This is a genomic window from Brevibacterium sp. OS20 (genome assembly GCF_056837565.1).
In genome coordinates, this window is the sequence record NZ_CM166367.1 from 2,693,083 (window position 1) to 2,711,077 (window position 17,995).

Annotated in this window: 16 protein-coding genes and 1 tRNA gene; 4 read left to right on the forward strand and 13 right to left on the reverse strand. The window is 65.0% G+C overall.

Translation table 11 applies throughout. The annotated features are described in order from the left end of the window. Positions 1-78: 78 nt before the first annotated feature. The 11 genes from lepB to smc all read right to left on the reverse strand — a co-directional run bounded on the left by lepB (position 79) and on the right by smc (position 12,619). Positions 79-702, reverse strand: a complete 624-nt coding sequence (gene lepB, locus ACVZTU_RS12060; RefSeq protein WP_482400482.1) for a signal peptidase I — start codon at positions 700-702, stop codon at positions 79-81. 31 nt (positions 703-733) lie between these two features. Next, positions 734-1,075 carry a 50S ribosomal protein L19 gene (rplS, locus tag ACVZTU_RS12065; protein WP_025777317.1) on the reverse strand — a complete coding sequence of 114 codons (342 nt, stop codon included), beginning with the start codon at positions 1,073-1,075 and terminating at the stop codon, positions 734-736. Between the two features lie 173 nt (positions 1,076-1,248). Next, the gene (gene trmD / locus ACVZTU_RS12070) at positions 1,249-2,067 is read right to left on the reverse strand and encodes a tRNA (guanosine(37)-N1)-methyltransferase TrmD (RefSeq protein ID WP_181272055.1); all 819 of its coding nucleotides are present in this window, start codon (positions 2,065-2,067) and stop codon (positions 1,249-1,251) included. Between the two features lie 119 nt (positions 2,068-2,186). Further along, positions 2,187-2,687: a ribosome maturation factor RimM gene (rimM, locus tag ACVZTU_RS12075; protein WP_458310317.1), complete on the reverse strand. Its 501-nt coding sequence runs from the start codon at positions 2,685-2,687 to the stop codon at positions 2,187-2,189. A gap of 180 nt (positions 2,688-2,867) precedes the next feature. Further along, the gene (locus tag ACVZTU_RS12080) at positions 2,868-3,098 is read right to left on the reverse strand and encodes an RNA-binding protein (protein ID WP_039210974.1); all 231 of its coding nucleotides are present in this window, start codon (positions 3,096-3,098) and stop codon (positions 2,868-2,870) included. Position 3,099: 1 nt separating this feature from the next. Then, on the reverse strand, positions 3,100-3,543 hold the full coding sequence (gene rpsP, locus ACVZTU_RS12085; RefSeq protein WP_139468811.1) for a 30S ribosomal protein S16: 444 nt from the start codon (positions 3,541-3,543) through the stop codon (positions 3,100-3,102). Positions 3,544-3,700: 157 nt separating this feature from the next. Next, entirely contained in the window at positions 3,701-5,311 is a 1,611-nt protein-coding gene (gene ffh / locus ACVZTU_RS12090) for a signal recognition particle protein (RefSeq protein WP_482400483.1), read from the reverse strand. A gap of 429 nt (positions 5,312-5,740) precedes the next feature. After that, positions 5,741-6,961: an ammonium transporter gene (locus ACVZTU_RS12095; RefSeq protein ID WP_139908450.1), complete on the reverse strand. Its 1,221-nt coding sequence runs from the start codon at positions 6,959-6,961 to the stop codon at positions 5,741-5,743. A gap of 174 nt (positions 6,962-7,135) precedes the next feature. Further along, entirely contained in the window at positions 7,136-8,278 is a 1,143-nt protein-coding gene (gene ftsY, locus ACVZTU_RS12100) for a signal recognition particle-docking protein FtsY (protein WP_482400484.1), read from the reverse strand. Between the two features lie 161 nt (positions 8,279-8,439). After that, the gene (locus ACVZTU_RS12105) at positions 8,440-8,841 is read right to left on the reverse strand and encodes a hypothetical protein (protein ID WP_025777325.1); all 402 of its coding nucleotides are present in this window, start codon (positions 8,839-8,841) and stop codon (positions 8,440-8,442) included. A 238-nt stretch (positions 8,842-9,079) separates the two neighbouring features. Next, positions 9,080-12,619, reverse strand: a complete 3,540-nt coding sequence (smc, locus tag ACVZTU_RS12110; RefSeq protein WP_482400485.1) for a chromosome segregation protein SMC — start codon at positions 12,617-12,619, stop codon at positions 9,080-9,082. An 87-nt stretch (positions 12,620-12,706) separates the two neighbouring features. Between smc and ACVZTU_RS12115 the strand changes: the two genes are divergently transcribed. The 4 genes from ACVZTU_RS12115 to ACVZTU_RS12130 all read left to right on the forward strand — a co-directional run bounded on the left by ACVZTU_RS12115 (position 12,707) and on the right by ACVZTU_RS12130 (position 16,344). After that, positions 12,707-12,779: transfer RNA gene (locus tag ACVZTU_RS12115), tRNA-Asn, on the forward strand. Between the two features lie 283 nt (positions 12,780-13,062). Next, positions 13,063-14,847, forward strand: a complete 1,785-nt coding sequence (locus tag ACVZTU_RS12120) for a BCCT family transporter (RefSeq protein WP_229664185.1) — start codon at positions 13,063-13,065, stop codon at positions 14,845-14,847. 90 nt (positions 14,848-14,937) lie between these two features. Continuing rightward, complete coding sequence (locus ACVZTU_RS12125; protein ID WP_092012351.1) at positions 14,938-15,411, forward strand: hypothetical protein; 474 nt, start codon at positions 14,938-14,940, stop codon at positions 15,409-15,411. A gap of 72 nt (positions 15,412-15,483) precedes the next feature. Then, positions 15,484-16,344, forward strand: coding sequence for a CorA family divalent cation transporter (locus tag ACVZTU_RS12130; protein ID WP_180345616.1), 861 nt, complete (start codon positions 15,484-15,486; stop codon positions 16,342-16,344). Between the two features lie 21 nt (positions 16,345-16,365). Here ACVZTU_RS12130 and ACVZTU_RS12135 read toward each other — a convergent pair whose 3' ends face one another. Continuing rightward, a complete protein-coding gene (locus ACVZTU_RS12135; protein WP_139468817.1) occupies positions 16,366-16,761 on the reverse strand; it encodes a DoxX family protein in 396 nt (131 codons plus the stop codon). Between the two features lie 293 nt (positions 16,762-17,054). Next, on the reverse strand, positions 17,055-17,993 hold the full coding sequence (gene mutM / locus ACVZTU_RS12140) for a bifunctional DNA-formamidopyrimidine glycosylase/DNA-(apurinic or apyrimidinic site) lyase (protein WP_139468818.1): 939 nt from the start codon (positions 17,991-17,993) through the stop codon (positions 17,055-17,057). Positions 17,994-17,995: the final 2 nt, after the last annotated feature.

Here is a 17,995-nt window from a genome sequence, read left to right on the forward strand (position 1 = left end):
GCGGCTGTGGACTGAACCGAGCGTATCAGCACGACTCTCGCCGCACACTCAGCCGCAGTGCAGTTGCGGTGTGTGCGCTCAGTCGATCGAGGAGCCGTGCCCGATCACGGGGCCGATGATCCGGTCGGTGGGGATGAATCCCCCACCGGGCCGTCCCAGCAGCGACCTGGAGTCGGCGGAGTCGTTGCGATTGTCGCCCATCACCCACATGGTGCCCTCGGGGACTTCGATGGAGAATTCCACCGACGAGGCGGGGGCCGGCGCATAGTCCTCGGTCAGAGGCTTGCCGTTGAGCAGCAGACGACCCTTCGCGTCGCAGCATTCGAGGCTGTCGCCGCCGACGGCGATGACGCGTTTGACGTAGTAGACGTCCCGAGGGCCGAGTCCGACCCAGGAACCGATCTTCTGCAGAGGAGTGGGCAGCGCATCGTCGACGAACGATCCGCGGCCGTCGAAGACGACGATGTCTCCGCGTTGGAGGTCTCCACGCAGGGCGTCCGGGCGCCACACCGTGATCGAATCATCGACCTTGAGCGTCGGCTCCATCGAGGCGCTCGGAATAGTGAAGCGCTGGATGACGAATCCGCGGATCGATCCGCCGAGCACGATGATGACGACGACGATCGCCGCGATCGCTTTCCAGAACCGTGCCGAAGACAGAAGACGCGACCCGAAGGTCGCGTCTTCATGTCTGTTCGGCACCGTGTGATCATCGCCCACAGTGCCGGGCAAATCAGGCCTTTTCGCGGATCCGAGCAGCCTTGCCGCGCAGTTCGCGCAGGTAGTACAGCTTCGCACGGCGCACAGCGCCGCGGGTGAGCACCTCGATCTTGTCGACGTTGGGCGAGTGCACCGGGAAGGTACGCTCCACACCGACGCCGAAGCTGATCTTACGGACGGTGAAGGTCTCGCGAACGCCGTCGCCCTGGCGACGGATGACGATTCCCTTGAAGACCTGGATACGCGAGCGCGAACCTTCGATCACCTTGACGTGAACGTTGAGGGTGTCGCCCGGACGGAATTCGGGAACGTCAGACTTCAGCGAGGCTGCATCTACAACATCGAGCTTCTGCATTGTGGTTTCTCCTGTGGCCTCTGCTTCAGGTCGAGGACACGCATATCGGACCGGTGTTCCGGTAACTGGATCGTCTGTCGGGATCTCTCCCCGTCGACCCGCCGAATCGATGCGACGGGCCACCGTGGGCACTCATCCCCCTGAAGCAGGTGAGTGCCAACAAACGCGACGCTCTATTCTGTCACGGTTGAGCGCTCAGACTCAAACCGCTCGAGCGCGGCCAGGTCGTCCTTGCTCAGGTCATCGAGCTTCTCGAGCAGATCCGGTCTGACATCCGCGGTGCGTTCGAGACGTCGGTCACGTCGCCACCTGGCGATCGCAGCGTGGTTGCCGCTGAGCAGGATCTCGGGCACTTCGCGACCGCGCCAGTTCGCCGGCTTCGTATAGATCGGGTATTCGAGCAGTCCGTCTTCGTGGCTTTCCTCGGTCAGCGACTCGGGGTTTCCGATGACGCCGGGGATGAGGCGGGTGACCGCTTCGATCATCACCATCGAGGCGACTTCACCGCCGTTGAGGACGTAGTCGCCGATGCTCATGGGCAGCAGGTCGAAGTGCTCCCCGGCCCAATCGATGACGCGCTGGTCGATTCCTTCGTAGCGTCCGCAGGCGAAGACGAGGTGGTCGCGGGCGGCGAGATCCTCGGCGATGCGCTGATCGAACACCTGCCCGGCAGGGCTGGGCACGATGAGCGTCGGCTTGCCTCCGACTGCCGGACCGGCGGTCCGAGCACCGTCCGCACCTTCGTCCACCGCAGCGCTGCCGCGACCTGCCAGGATGTGCTCGAGAGCCAGCGCCCAGGGTTCGGCCTTCATGACCATTCCCGCTCCCCCACCGTAGGGCGAGTCATCGACGGTGTTGTGCCGGTCGAAGGTGAAGTCCCGCAGGTCGTGGACGCCGAGGCTCAGCTGACCACGATCGACGGCCTTGCCGATGAGCGAGAGCTGCAGTCCGGCGAGGTATTCGGGGAAGATTGACACGACGTCGATCGACATCTGCGGTCCGACCACGTCGGCGCAGGTCGCACCCTGGGTCACCGGGTCCGTTCCGGTCGCCTCGGCGGGGGTGTCGGTGCCAAGCATCGGGGACGATTCGGGCATCGGGGATGGTTCGCTCATTCGGCGTCGAAGAGGCCGGCGGGCGGGGTGACGATGACGCGTCCTGAGTCGATGTCGACATCGGGCACGATCTCGGTGACGAAGGGGATGAGCACAACGTGTCCGGCGGTGTGCTTCATGTGGAGCAGATCCTGGGCGGTGCCGTTCGTGACGTCGACGATCTCGCCGACGAGGGCGTCGTTCTCATAGACCTTGAGGCCGATGAGGTCGTCGAGGTACCAGGCGTCGATTTCGTCTTCGTCCTCATCCGCTTCGGCGAGGATGAGGGTGTTGCGGATCTCCTCGGCGCGGTTGCGGTCGGGGACTTCGTCGAAGGCCAGGAGCAGGCGGTCGCGATGCCACCTCGCCGACTTCAGCGTCAGCAGTCCGATATCGGGATCGGTGGCGAAGGTCGCCCCTGGATTGAGCCGGTCCTCGGGTCGGTCGGTGCGCACCTCGACGGTGAATTCGCCCTTGATTCCGTGCGGCTTGCCCAGCCGGGCGATCACCGTGTCCATACTGCTCCTCGAAGTCTGCTGTCGCTGTCTGTTCGGCCGGCCCTGCACTGAGGTGACTGCGCTTCTGCGGTCGTACGACGGGCCGCCCTGTTCAGGCACCAGTGTAGTCGGCGACGGTTAAGTGAATGCACGAGAGGGGATGCAGCGCACGTGCGCTGCATCCCCTCTCGGATGTTGGAATTACGCCTCGATGAGGTCCACTCGCACCGACTCACGGCCGGCCAGCGAGTTCATCACGGTGCGCAGGGCCTTGGCGGTCCTGCCTGCACGGCCGATGACCCGGCCGAGGTCTTCGGGGTGAACCCGGACCTCGAGGGTCGTGCCGCGCTGCGAAGAACGCGAACGAACGGAGACGTCGTCGGGATGATCGACGATTCCGCGGACCAGATGTTCGAGCGAATCAGGCAACATCTCAGGCTTCAGCGCTTTCTTCAGCGGCCTCAGGCGCGGCTTCGGCTGCTTCCTCGGCCGGAGCCTCGGCAGCTTCAGCGGACTTGCCGCCCTTCTGCGTGATGGCTTCCTTGATCACCGATTCGGCGTTCGGGGCCACGTAGGCTTCCTTCTCCGGCTGCGGCTTCACGGTGTTGACCGCTTCGCCTTCGCCGGTGAACTTCTGCCAGTCACCGGTGAGCTTGAGCAGAGCCTTGACCTGGTCGCTCGGCTGTGCGCCGACGCCGAGCCAGTACTGTGCTCGCTCGGAATCGATCTCGATGACCGAAGGCTCACGGGTCGGGTGGTAGATGCCGATCTGCTCGATGGCCTTACCGTCACGACGGGTCTTCGAGTCAGCGACCACGACGCGGTAGAAGGGTGCACGGATCTTGCCCATGCGGGTCAGACGAATTTTGACTGCCACTTTAGTGGTGTCTCCTTTTGTGTTCTGTGTGCACAGCTGTACCAGAAGAATCGTGGGGTTGATCTGCTGGAAGCCGCGGCTCGGACTATCACTTCGGCGCGGATGAGAGGGCCCGGACCGAGAGCAAAAGTACAAGAGTCAATTGTGCCAGAAGGCTCTACTTCTTGCCACCTGGGAAGATTCCGCCGAAGCCCTTGGGCAGGTTCGCCGGATCGAACTCCTCGTCCTTGCCCAGATCGACTCCGCCGAAGGCCGAGCCGACCGGGTCCTGGGTCTTGCCCGCCTTCTTGTCCGCCAGCGCCTGCGCCTCCTGCGCACGCTTGGCCGGGTTGCCCGACTGACCGCCCTTGCGGCCCTTCTTCTTCCCTGCGGGTTTCTTCTTCTTGCCACCCGCGGCACCAGGCATTCCGCCCATTCCGGGCATCTGCGGCATACCTCCGCCACCGGGCATTCCGGGCATTCCGCCGCCGCGGGTCATCGACCGCATCATCTTCTGCGCCTGGGTGAAGCGCTCCATGAGCTGGTTGACCGCGGTGACCGTGGTGCCGGCGCCCTTGGCGATGCGGGCACGGCGGGAGCCGTTGAGGATCTTCGGGTTGGAGCGCTCCTGGGGTGTCATCGATCTCACAATCGCTTCGACCCGGTCGACCTCACGCTCGTCGAAGTTCGCCAGCTGCTCCTTGTACTGGCTCATGCCGGGCATCATGCCCAGCATCTTCTTCATCGAGCCCATCTTCTTCAGGCCCGCCATCTGCGTGAGGAAGTCGTTGAGGTCGAAGTCCTCGCCGGATTCGACCTTCTTCTTGAGCTTCTCGGTCTCTTTTTCGTCGAAGTTCTTCTCGGCCTGCTCGATGAGCGTCATGATGTCGCCCATGTCGAGGATCCGGTCGGCCATCCGGTCCGGATGGAACTGCTCGAAGTCCTTCATCGATTCGCCCGTCGAGGCGAACATGATCGGCTTTCCGGTCACCTCGGCGACGGACAGCGCGGCACCACCGCGGGAGTCACCGTCGAGCTTCGAGAGCACGACGCCGGTGAAGTCGACGCCGTCGAGGAACGCCTCGGCGGTCTTCACCGCGTCCTGACCGATCATCGCGTCGATGACGAAGAGGACCTCGTCGGGGTTGACCGCGCTGCGGATGTCCGCGGCCTGCTGCATGAGCTCCTCGTCGATGCCGAGGCGCCCGGCCGTATCGACGATGACGACGTCGTGGAGTTTGGACTTCGCGACCTCGATCGAGTTGGTGGCGACCTGGATCGGATCGCCGACACCGTTGCCCGGTTCCGGGGCGTAGACCACGGCACCGGCACGTTCGCCGACGATCTGGAGCTGGTTGACGGCGTTGGGGCGCTGCAGGTCGGCCGCGACGAGCATCGGCCGGTGGCCCTCGGACTTCAGCCAGTGTGCGAGCTTTCCGGCCAGGGTGGTCTTACCTGCACCCTGGAGGCCGGCGAGCATGATGACCGTCGGCGGCCGCTTGGCGAAGTTGAGTCGACGGGTCTGACCGCCGAGGATGCCGACGAGTTCGTCGTTGACGATCTTGACGACCTGCTGGCCGGGATTGAGTGCGCCCGAGACCTCCTCGGACAGGGCGCGTTCACGGATCCGGCCGGTGAAGGCACGCACGACAGGCAGGGCGACGTCGGCGTCGAGCAGGGCACGTCTGATCTCACGGATGGTGGCATCGACGTCGGCTTCGGACAGCCGGCCCTTCCCGCGCAGATTCTTGAAAGTCGCGGTGAGCCTGTCGGACAGAGAGTTAAACACGTACAAGCCTTCTTCACGATGGTTTGGTCGACTCTCTAGACTAGCAACTCACCCGGGTCCGGCTGAAACCGCGGATGCTGGCAAACCCCCGTGAGCCCCGGTGAGTCCCAGTGAGCCTGCCCCGGGGACAGGAGCCACTCCGACCAGATCACTGGTTCGGCCGCAGGAATCCTGCGGCAACTTCTCAATTCCTTCGCCGAGGCTGCCCGCCGTACGCCACTCGCGAGGCATCCCTCACCGCTAGCGGTTCACCCGACATTTCCTCGCAAAACACGCTGGCAGTCGCATACCCACTCGTTGCACCAAGGCGGACTGCGAGGAGCGGTGAGGGATGCTGCTCGCCGCAGAGGTGATGGCCGAAATTCAGCCGACCGCAGCCGGCGGCCGGGGAAGCCGGCGCTCGGGGAAGCCGGCGCCGGCGGCCGTGGATCACCGGAAGGAGTAGGCCTGCTCCGCGTGCTCGTAGGTGTCGATGCCCTCGAGCTCCTCGCGCGGGTCGATCCGCAGCCCCATCGTCTGCCGCAGCACCAGCGAGATGGCCAGCGTGACGAGTCCGGCGAAGACGATGGCCACGAGGCAGGCGAGCACCTGCGCGATGAGCAGTTCGAGTCCGCCGCCGTAGAAGAGACCGGCAGGCCCGTCCTCGTGTGGGAAGGCGAAGAAGCCGATCATCACGGTGCCGATGATTCCCGCGACGAGGTGGACGGCCACCACATCGAGCGCATCGTCGTAGCGCAAGCGGTTCTTCGCTTCGACGGCGAAGATCGCTCCCGCTCCTGCGGCGATGCCGATGAGCACGGCGGCGTAGGGATCGACGTTGGCGCACGCCGGGGTGATGGCGACGAGGCCGGCGATCGCACCCGAGACGCTGCCGATGCTGGAGGGCCGCGAGGCCCGCAGCCGTTCGATCATGATCCAGGTGATCATGCCGGCGGCCGGAGCGGCCAGGGTGTTGATCCAGATGAGTCCGCCCTGTTCGATCGTCGAGGCGGCACCGCCGTTGAAGCCGAACCAGCCGAACCACAGCAGGGCCGCTCCGAGCACGGTGATCGGAATGTTGTGCGGCTTGTGCGGGGTCGAGAAGCGGGCGCGGCGACCCATGACGACGACGAGGACGAGTGCCGAGATGCCGGCATTGATATGAACGACGGTGCCGCCGGCGAAGTCGATGGCGGGTCCGAACAGGCTGCCGATCGCACCGGATTCGCTGAGCAGTCCGTCGCCCCAGACCATGAACGCCAGCGGGCAGTACACGAGCGTCACCCAGGCGGCGGAGAAGACCAGCCAAGTGGAGAATTTCGCTCGGTCGGCGACGGCACCGGCGATGAGTGCGATCGCGATCATCGCGAACGTCGAACCGTAGCCGATCGAGATCAGCGAGGCGGGGTCGTCGGCGACGGCACCGGTGAGTCCGAGCTGGGACAGCGGATTACCGACGAGCCCGGCGATCGAATCACCCGAGCTCAGGCCGTATCCGTAGAGCACCCAGACGAGCCCACCGACGGCCATTGCGGAGAAGACCATCATCATCATGTTGATCGCCGAGGTGATGCGCGTCATCCCGCCGTAGAAGAACGCCACCCCGGGGGTCATGAGCAGGACCAGCCCTGCCGCGACCATCATCCATACGTTCACTGCATCGAGTTCCATGTCGTCTCTCATCCGTCGAAGCCGGTTCCGGATCGAACCGCGCAGAGACAGTTTCCATGACGCATGTCACAGTGATGATTCGGCTATGTTTCGTGAATATGACAAGCCGGGTCTCACCCAGCAGATACAAGGGTGAGACCCGGCAGAATCCATCCGCAGATTCGGTGTGCGAAATCAGTCGAGCAGCGCGTCGACGAACCCTTCGGCGGTGAATGGCGCCAGGTCGTCCGCGCCTTCGCCGAGGCCGATGAGCTTGACCGGCACTCCGAGCTCACGCTGGACGGCGACGACGATTCCGCCCTTCGCGGTGCCGTCGAGCTTGGTGAGCACGATCCCGGTGATGTCGACCGCCTCGGCGAAGACCTTCGCCTGCTGCATGCCGTTCTGTCCGGTGGTTGCGTCGAGGACGAGGAGCACCTCGTCGATGTCGTGGCCCTCCCCCAGCGGTCGGGTGGCCACTCGTTTGACCTTGCCGAGTTCGTCCATGAGTCCGCGTTTGTTCTGCAGACGTCCGGCGGTGTCGATGAGGACGACGTCGGAACCGTCGGCCTGCCCCTTCTCGACGGCCGAGTAGGCCACCGAGGCGGGATCGGCACCTTCTTCCTTGCGCACGGTTTCGACGCCGACACGTTCACCCCATGTGGCCAGCTGTTCGGCCGCGGCAGCGCGGAAGGTGTCCGCGGCACCGAGCAGCACGGATTTGTCCTCAGCGACGAGCACGCGGGCGATCTTGCCCACCGTCGTCGTCTTCCCGGCACCGTTGACCCCGACGACGAGGATGACGGAGGGGTCACCGTTCTTGCCGGTATCGGCGAGCGAGCGGTCCATCGTCGGATCGACGAGTTTGATGAGCTCTTCGCGCAGCAGCCCGCGGACCTCTTCGGGATCCCGGGTGCCGAGCACCTTGACGCGTTCCCGCAGGCGGTCGACGAGCTCGGTCGTCGGTTCGACGCCGACGTCGGCGAGGATGAGCGTATCCTCGATCTCCTCCCATGCGGACTCGTCGAGGTTGTCACGGGAGAGGAGGTTGAGCAGTCCGCGTCCGAGCCCGCTGTTCGACTTCGCCAGGCGCTCGCGCAGGCGGACGAGGCGGCTGGCCGGTTCGGTGGGGACCTCGGAACCGCGCGCTTCGGCTTTGTCCTTCTCGACCGCCTCGGCGACGTCATCGATGCTCAGCTCACCGGTGACCTCCGCATCGATGCCGCGCCTGTCATCGAGGCCTTTCTTCCGAGCGTTGACGCGCAGCGAGATGCCCACGCCGACGACGAGAGCGAACACGATCGCCGCGACGATGAGCAAGATGATCGGCTGATCCATGGTTCTTCCGTCCTCCTTTGAGTGCCGCCGTTCGGGCCGCCGGCACTCGAGTTCCCGGACTCTTCCGGTGGTGTCAGTGTGTCGGTGAGCGCGCCGGAATCAGTCGGCGCGGTCTCCATTGTCGCGGGCCTCGACCGCTCGAGGCCGCATGGGTCTTAAGGTCAGGAACCGCGGCTGCCGAAGAGCAGCCCGGCGGTGGTCTTCCACCCTGTTCCCGACTCGGGGATCTTCCAGTGGCGGGTGCGCGGGCGGACCGTGATGAGCGAGGGCGCGGCATGGCGTCGGGGCTGTGGCCGGAGCACATAGGAGTGGTCGCGGATCGCGGTCACCGCCGCCTGTTCCCTGGTCGCCAGGTGCGAGGTGCCGTCATCGTGGCCGAAGAATTCGTGGACTTCGTCGTCGTAGCCGGTCCACTCCGGGGGAAGGCGGAACCGCTGCACGTCGGAGGAGTATCGCAGGCGTCCTTCGGCGCGAAGGCCGGGCAGAGCCACGAGAAGGACGACGACGAGTGCCAGGGCGAAGGAGATCGCGAGTCCGACGATGACGACAAGTACCGAATTCATGCCCTCGAGCCACCTCGCAGTACAGCAGCCTCGGCCATGGACGTCCCGCTCCTCACATTCTTCGAATACCTGTGTCTCGGCCCAAGTCTATAGTCCCCGGCCACGACTATTGTGCTCGCCCGCCGTACGGCAGTTGCAAAATTCCCTGGGACTGTCCTGGGCATCACCGTCAAACGGCCTTGTGCCCCAGCGGCGGGCCTGCCACCTCGGGCGCGCCGGCCGAAGAGCGGACTGCCGATCACGGAATCCGCTGCGATATGACTTTCGACACCCCGTCGCCGTGCATCGTCACTCCGTAGAGGGCATCGGCGATCTCCATCGTCCGCTTCTGGTGGGTGATGACGATGAGCTGCGAGGAGTCCTGCAGCTCCTTGAACACCGTGAGCAGGCGAGAGAGGTTGAGATCGTCGAGGGCCGCTTCGACCTCGTCCATGACGTAGAACGGGCTCGGCCGGGCCTTGAAGATCGCGACCAGCATGGCCACGGCCACCAGCGACCGCTCCCCTCCGGAGAGCAGAGACAGACGTTTGACCTTCTTGCCGGCCGGGCGGGCGTGCACGTCGACGCCGGTGGTGAGCATATCGTTCGGATCGGTCAGGCTCAAGGCGCCCTCACCGCCGGGGAAGAGACGGGAGAAGATGTCCTCGAACTCCCGCGCCGTATCCGCATAGGCTTCGGCGAAGACGCGTTCGACGTGCCGGTCGACCTCCTCGACGAGCTGCATGAGGTCCTTGCGCGAGGATTCGATGTCCGCGATCTGCTTCTCGAGGAACTGATGCCGCTCCTTCAGCGCCTCATACTCCTCGAGCGCGAGCGGATTGACCGTGCCGATGCGCTTGAGCTGCGACGCCGCCTGCTTCTGCCGCTTCTCCACTTCCGCGCGCACATACGGCCGGTCCTCGACGTCCTCCTCGAACGACGGAACGGGCAGATGCGGCCCGAATTCGTCGATGAGGCGGTCGATTCCCAACCCCGTCTCCTCCTCCGATCGGTGCGCGATCTCCTCGAGCCGAAGTCGGAAACGCTCCTTCGCGAGTTCGGCTTCGGCCGCGGCGTCCTTGAGCTTCTGCAGCTGGGTTCGCGTCGATCCCAATTCCTCGCCGAGGCGGCCCTTCTCTTCGCGCAGACCGCCGCGTTCATCGACGAGAACCTGGATCGCCTCACCGAGTTCGGCCACCGTGGAGGTGGCCAGCTCCGCGGCTTCGGCCGCGGTTTCGGCGATGAGCTGTACCGAGGCTGCCGCGCGCTTCTTCTTCGCGATCGTGCGCTGCGTCTGCTCCCGCGCCGCTTCTTCGGCCTTCGCCGCCCGCAGGAGGGAGTCCACCCGGTCGCTGAGGAACCGGGCCCGGTCGGCTGCCGACCGGTGGCTGATGCGGGCTTCGACGAGGTCTTCCGAAGCTTGGGCGACCTGTGCGCTGAGTTCGTCCCGAGCGGCGGTATCGACGACTTCGTCGACCTCGGCGGCTCCGGCCAGTGCTGCCGCGGCCGACTGAGAGTCGCGTTCGGCGGCGGCGAGGCGGGATTCGAGTTCGGTCGCGTTCTCCTGCGCGCGCTGCAGGCGCGTGCGAGCCACACCGATCTCACCGGTGATGCGCGAGACCTCTTCGGCCGCGGCCATGATCTTCGCGTCCGAGGAGTGGAGAGCGTCGAGGGCTGCGGCTGATTCCTCACGTGCCGCGGTCAGGCGCGGTTCGAGTTCCCTCAAGGAGGCGTCGAGCTTCCCTTCGCGGTCGTCGAGGTCGGCAATGAGGGAATGGGTGTCCTCGAGCGCGGTCTGTGAGGCCAGCCGTGTGCCCGATGCGGTGCGGGCCCGGCTGATGCGGGTCGTAGTGAGTACTTCACCGTGGACGGTGACGGCGGTGAGCTCAGGCCGGGCCGCGGTCAGTTCGATTCCGGTGCGCGCATCGGGGACGCAGACGACACCATGCAGGGCACGGGCCAGCAGAGAACGCAGTTCGGGGACGTCGCTGTCGACGACGTCGGAGAGCCATCGCAGGTCGTCCATCGCAGGCAGCTCCGGCAGAGCGTCAAGGGTGGTCCCACCGCCCTTCCCTGCCGCTGGTTCGACTCCGGCGGGGATCGTCAGTGACACGTTCGTGTCCTCGCCGAGGTGGTCGAGCACTGCCAGCGCCGCTGCGCTGTCATCGACGATGACGCCGGAGACCGTCGTCGACAGGGCCGCTGCCGCGGCCATTTCGAACCCGTGGTCGACACTCAGTCTTTCTGTCACGGCCGTGCGCACTCCCGGCAGGTCCGCATTGACGATGTCTTCGAGGTCGGCTTCCAGGGCGGTGCCCAATGCCAGGGCCTCCGCGCGGGCCTTCGCCGATGACAGTTCGGACGCGACCTGCGCCCGCTGCTCCTGCAGCTGAGTGCGTTCGGTCTCCAGCTTCTCGAGGCTCTCCTGCGCGGCCTCGTACGCGGAGTCGAGTTCGGTCTCACCGGCTTCGACGTCCTCGACGCCGGTCTCGGCGGTTTCGAGTTCCCTGCTGCGCTCGGTGATGCGGGCGGTGACGGTGTCGATCTCGGCACGGTTGGCTTCGATCCGGGTCTTGAGGTCGGTGATCCGCTCGGCCGCCTGGGTCTGCTTCGACTGTAGCGCCGAGCGGTTCTTCACCGCTTCGGTGATGGCGATCTGTGCGGCCTTGACCTCGTCTTCGGCGGCGCGCAGGGCTTGGGTGAGCTCTTCCTTCCGCTGCTGGCTGGCCTCGAGTGCGTTCGTCTTCTCGGTCACGGCCGCCTCGGCGTCGGTGAGTTCGGAACGGTTGCGTTCGGCCTGGGCGCGCAGCTCTTCGGGTGACTTCGCTTCCCTCTGCCCGAGGCTCGTGACCTCCGAGAGCAGGTGGGAGCGCTTGTCCGCGGCACGTTGGCTCAGTCCTTGGGCGCGCACGACCTGCGTCTGTGTCCGCGATTCGGCGGTGCGTTGGACGTCGAGTTCGCTGTCGAGTTCGGACAGCCGAGCTTCGATCTCCGACAGGCGCGCCTCGGTGCGGGTGCGGCGGTGGTCGAGTTCGGCGATGCGGTCGCTGTGGTCTTCGCCCTCGCTCGTCGAGGCCAGGGAGGACTGCATCCGCACGGCGTCGTCGGCGAGCAGCCTGGCGGTGGCGTCACGCAGCGTCGCCTGCACGGTCGCTGCCTTCGCGGCGGCTTCGGCCTGCCGTCCCAAGGGCCCCAGCTGCCGGTTGAGTTCGGTGCGCAGATCGGTGAGCCGGTCGAGATTCGTCTGCAGTCCGGTGAGTTTGCGGACCGCTTTGTCCTTGCGACGTCGGTGCTTGAGCACCCCGGCGGCCTCTTCGATGAAGCTGCGCCTCTCCAGCGGGTCGGCATGGAGGATCGCGTCGAGGCGGCCCTGACCGACGATGACGTGCATCTCCTTGCCCAGGCCGGAATCGTTGAGCAGCTCTTGGATGTCGAGCAGCCTCGCCGGTGCCCCGTTGACGGCGTATTCGGATCCGCCGGTGCGGAACAGGGTCCGCGAGATGGTCACCTCGGTGTAGTCGACGGGGATGGCTCCGTCGGTGTTGTCGATGGTCAGAGTCACCTCGGCGCGTCCCAGGGCCTGACGTTTCGAGGTTCCGGCGAAGATGACGTCGTCCATCTTTCCGCCGCGCAGATTCTTCGCACCCTGTTCGCCCATCACCCAGGACAGGGCGTCGACGACATTGGACTTGCCCGAGCCGTTGGGTCCGACGACGCAGGTGATTCCCGGCTCGAATCGAAGGGTCGTCGCCGAGGCGAAGGACTTGAATCCCCGCAGTGTCAGGCTTTTGAGATGCATATTGGGCACCAGCATATCCGCAGGCGGCGGCGAGATCCCGAATCTTTTGGTAGAGTTTCTCCTCGTGCGTAGACGACTGCGCCGTTTTCCTCCGTAGCTCAGTTGGCAGAGCATTCGACTGTTAATCGAAGGGTCGCTGGTTCGAGCCCAGCCGGGGGAGCTGGAAGGGGCCCTGTCGTGCGCGGCAGGGCCCCTCACTATTCACCGCACCTGTGTGACGGTGAAGCACAGCGAAAGGCGACCGATGGTGGTCCGAGATGAGGGAATTCCGACCATCATCGCCCATGGTCTGTCATGATCATGTGTGAGAGGTGTTCGGGTGCACTCGGCTCGGATCCCTTCGGCCACCTGTCCGATGCAGTCCATTCAAGGAAGGAACGCCGAGGCGGCAGCCCGTTCTCATTCGTGTCACCGAGGACCCGCCCCCGATCGGCCCGATCACTATGAGCAGTGAACATACAAAGACTCAGGAGCTCATCGAGCACCTGAAGCATCCGACGACCGCGCTCCGGCCCTTCAAACGTGAGGGTCTGGACAAGGTGGTCTTCTTCGCGGCCGGCATCCTCGCCGTCGCATTCGTCGTCTGGGGCTTCGTCTCTCCCGACAGCCTCGGCAATGTTGCTGGCACGCTGCTGACCGGAGTGATGGACAACTTCGGCTGGCTCTTCGTCATCGCCGCGACGATCTTCACGATCTTCGTCATCGTCGTCGCCGTCAGCCGATTCGGACGGATCCCGCTGGGCAAGGACGATGAGAAGCCGGAGTTCAAGACCTCCTCGTGGATCGCGATGATGTTCGCCACGGGCATGGGCATCGGACTCGTGTTCTCCGCGGTCGGCGAGCCTCTCTTCTTCTACATGTCGCCTCCCCCGAACACCGTCGACGGCTCCACTGCCGAGGCGATGGGCACGTCCATGGGAACGACACTGTTCCACTGGACGCTCTACCCGTGGGCGATGTACGCCATCGTCGGTCTCGGCGTGGCTTACGGTTCGTTCCGTCTGGGACGCTCGCAGCTGTTCTCGTCGATGTTCACCCCGCTGTTCGGCGAACGCGCCGTCAATGGAATCGGCGGCAAGGTCATCAACATCCTCGCGATCCTCGCGACTCTGTTCGGTTCGGCCTGCTCGCTGGGTCTGGGTGCCATCCAGATCGGCGGCGGCATCGAGTCCGCAGGCATCATGTCCGAGGTCACTTCACCGGTGCTCGTCATCATCATCGCGATCCTCACGGCCGCATTCGTCGCCTCGGCGGTGTCGGGCGTGGAGAAGGGCATCCAGTGGCTGTCGAACATCAACATGGTGCTCGCCGTCATCGTCGCCCTCATCGTCTTCATCGGCGGTCCGACGCTGTTCATCCTCAACGTCATCCCCTCCTCGGTGGGTGCGTTCATCCAGGATCTGCCGCAGCTGGCTTCACGGACCGCTGCCGATGGGCAGGGTGTCAATGAGTGGCTGTCGTCGTGGACGGTCTTCTACTGGGCATGGTGGGTGTCATGGTCGCCCTTCGTCGGCCTGTTCATCGCGCGCATCTCGCGCGGTCGCACCGTCCGTCAGTTCGTCACCGGCGTGCTCATCGTCCCCTCCGTCGTCTCGACCATCTGGTTCGCGATCTTCGGCGGCGGTGCCATCGGCATCCAGGAACGCGCTGAACGCGGCGAGGGCACGGTCAAGGCATTGGCGAGCATCGTCGACGGAGAACCGGACATCAACATGGACACGGTTCTGTTCGACCTCCTCGGCGCTCTGCCGTTGCCGAACCTCATCGCGATCATCCTCATGATCGTCACGGTCATCCTCATCGCGATCTTCTTCGTCACCGGTGCGGACTCCGCATCGATCGTCATGGGCACGCTGTCGGCCAACGGCATGCAGGAGCCCGGCAAGGGCCTCGTGATCTTCTGGGGCACCGCGACCGGTGCCGTGGCTGCGGTGATGCTGTTGGCGGGAGGTTCCGATCCCGCCGAGGCGCTCGACGGACTGAAGAACATCACGATCGTCTCCGCCCTGCCGTTCGTCATCGTCATGCTGCTGCTGTGCGTGGCTGTGTGGAAGGACCTGTCGAAGGATCCGCTCATCATCCAGGAGCAGCTGGCCGCACACGTGCTCGAGACCTCGGTGGCCACCGCGGTCGACGAGTACGACGGCGAGATCTTCGGCCTCGAAACCTCGGAACTCCAGATCGAGGACGAGCCGGACGAGGACAAGGACACCTCCGAAAAGAACTAACCCCCAATTACTACCTGACGGCGGCCCAGCAACCTCGCGCGAGGTTGCTGGGCCGCCGTCAGGTAGTTCTGAGGGAAAGGACGTCGATAGATGAACAGAGTCATCAGACGCGAGGGGAACATCTCGACATTCATCGGCTGGATGCTCGTCGTCATGGCGATTCTCGCGTTCATCACGGTGATCCTCCTGGCGATCTTCGCCGAACCATTCTTTCTCATCTTCCTCTTCACACCGGTCATCGCGCTCATCGGCGCGTGGGTGAATTTCCACTTAGGAGCCCGCGCCCGGTTGGAGATCACTCCTGAGGAGTTCATCTGGTGCGGCTTCACCGGCAGACCTCATCGGATCGCCTGGCGGGATCTCGACCGCATTCTCCTACCGGTTCCCGGTTCACGCTATCGGCTGGCTGCGGCAGCGCGCCTGCGAGACGGTCGGATCGTCGAAATCGACTCACTGTGGTTATCTCCGACGAACCCCGCGAATATTCTCTCCCCACCTGACCACACCGAGGCGCAACGCGCGCTCATCGACGGCCACAAAGCGTATCTTGCGAGGGCATTCTGACACTGACGTCTTGATACTGTGTTCGCAGGCGGCACCGCTGAAGGCGAGAGACGGAGGGCGAGACTGATGATCGTGATCGACAGCATCGAGGCGCTGCGTGAGCACACAGCCGACACACGTTGCGTTCTCGCCACCCCCGAAGACCGAGAGCTGACGGATGAGGCGGCCAATAGCCTCGACCTGACGGTGCACACCGCACATCCTGGGCCGAGGCGGCCGATGGCTGCGGTCGTCGACGACCAGATCAGCCTCGTGCTGCAGGTCCTCGACGAGGATCGTGCCCACCATGCGCTGCAGCTCCACGCCCGTGAGCGCGGCCTGCTCGTCATCGGTGAGAAGAAGGCCCTGGACTCCATCGCGGGAAAGATTCCTGCCGATGCCGGCGATACGTGGACCGTGCTCGTCGAGCTCATCCTCATCGTGGCGCGCCGCTGCGAAGAGGCACTCGACGAGATCGATGATCGGTGCCAAGAGCTCGAAGCACAGTCCGTGGGCTACGCGTCTTCACCGCGGCGGCGGACGATGGGGAGACTGCGAGCCGAGCTCTTCCGAATCGGTGAGACCCAGGCGGCCCAACAGAGGCTGCTGTCGAACGAGGAAGAACTCGCGCAGAGCCTCGGCGAGGACCATCAGCGGCTGCTCGCCCGTGCTTCAGCGGCGTTCGGGGCGAATCAGTCGATGACCACGCGACTGTATGCGATGCTCGGCGACATCCTCAACGAACAGGACTCCGTCGTGTCCGAACGGCTGACACTCGTGGCGACGATCTTCCTGCCGCTGACCCTGGCGACGGGGTTCTTCGGCATGAACTTCCAGTGGATGCTCGATCGTCTGGGCAGCCTGCCGGCGTTCATCGTCTTCGGCCTCGTCATCCCCGGCCTGCTCACGGTGGCGACCCTCGTCTTCATCCGCCGCCTGACGCGCACCTCCTGAGCCAGCCGAACCCGGTCTCGGCTACATCCCGAACAGCGCCGGAATGGCGATCGGGCCGGCACCGAACGCGGTGATGACCGCGGCCAGCACCAGCAGGAGCAGGTCGTATTCGGGACCGCCCGCCGAGGCCCAGTACTTCGAGTGCCATTTGAAGACGTGCAGGCTCGTCGTGATGAGCATGAGCACGACGACGCCGAGACCGGCCCATTGAGCGAGGACGCCGGTGCCGAATGAGACTGCGGCGGCGAGCTCGGCGATGGTGACGAACCATGCAGTCGGGACGTTGAGCCCATCCGCTTTGGCGAACCGCGGAATATCCTTGGCCTTGACCATGAACTCGCGGACGAAAGCCACCGTCAGAACCGCCCTGACGAGCAGGAGTACGATCCCTGCAGCGATCGTTGGAACCGTGAACATGAGCATTCCTCTCCGCCTGAGCGCCGAGGTGGCGACTTCTCGCCCGAGTCTACGCTTCACTGCGTTGCAGCCGGAGGTCTCGACAGCCTCTCCTGCCCGGCATCCCTCACCCTGAGTTGCATTTCACCGCGCTGCAGCGGTGCATAATGCCGCAGCCGGTGACCGATGGACCGTTGACTGTAGGACTTGCGGCGAAGGCGAGGGACTGCGAGCAACGGTGCGGGATGCTCTCGGCAGCTGGAGTGCACCGTGCCGGAGACACGGAGGCCGGATCACCCCAGCGTCGTCACCGCCTACCTATACCGCGGGGGCTTCTGGCACACGGGACAGTAGTGGGTTCCGCGTCCGCCGACGGTGATCTTGACGATCTCGGTCCCGCAGCGCACACATTCCTGTCCCCCGCGCCCGTAGACGAGCAGGGCACGATCGAAGTATCCGGATTCGCCGTTGACGTTGACGTAGAGAGCGTCGAAGCTCGTCCCGCCCACGGCCAGGGCATCGCTCATCACCTTCGTCGCGGATTCGAGGACCGCGACGAGGCGGCTCTTCCGTGTCCGCGCGGGTGTCGCCAAAGGGTGGACTCCCGCCCGAAACAGGGCCTCATCTGCATAGATGTTCCCGATTCCGCTGACCAACGTCTGGTCGAGCAACGCTGCCTTGACCGCCGTGCGCTTCCTCGCAAGGTCCGAAACGACCCGTTCCGGATCGAATGCGGGCTCGAGCGGATCCGGGGCGATGTGAATCGCCGAGGCGGGGACGAGCCGTCCGTACCCGTGGACGAGAGGTTGGACGCCGATATGGCCGAAGATCCGTTGGTCGACGAAGCGCAGTTCTCGTGGCTGTCCTCCATCGTCCGAGAGGTGCAGAATCGCCCGTGTGTGGCGGTGGATCTCCTCGCCGTGCGAGTGGATGCGCAGCTGTCCGCTCATGCCCAGATGCACGAGGATGCCGAGTTCGGGCCTCGGCACAGATGAAGCGACCGAGTCCGCAGTGGAGAGATCAGTCCCCTCTCCCAGGCTCAGCCACATGAACTTCCCGCGCCGTTCGGCCCTCAGGATGTGCGCCCCGGTTACGGCCGAAACGAACCCGGAGACCGCGGACGGATCGATGCGCCGCTGGGACGTCGTGCCCAAGATTCGGGGGTCGGCCACCTCGGCGCCGGTGATCGTGGTCCCGGCCGTCCATTCGTCGACGCCGCGACGGACGCTTTCGACCTCGGGAAGCTCAGGCATCA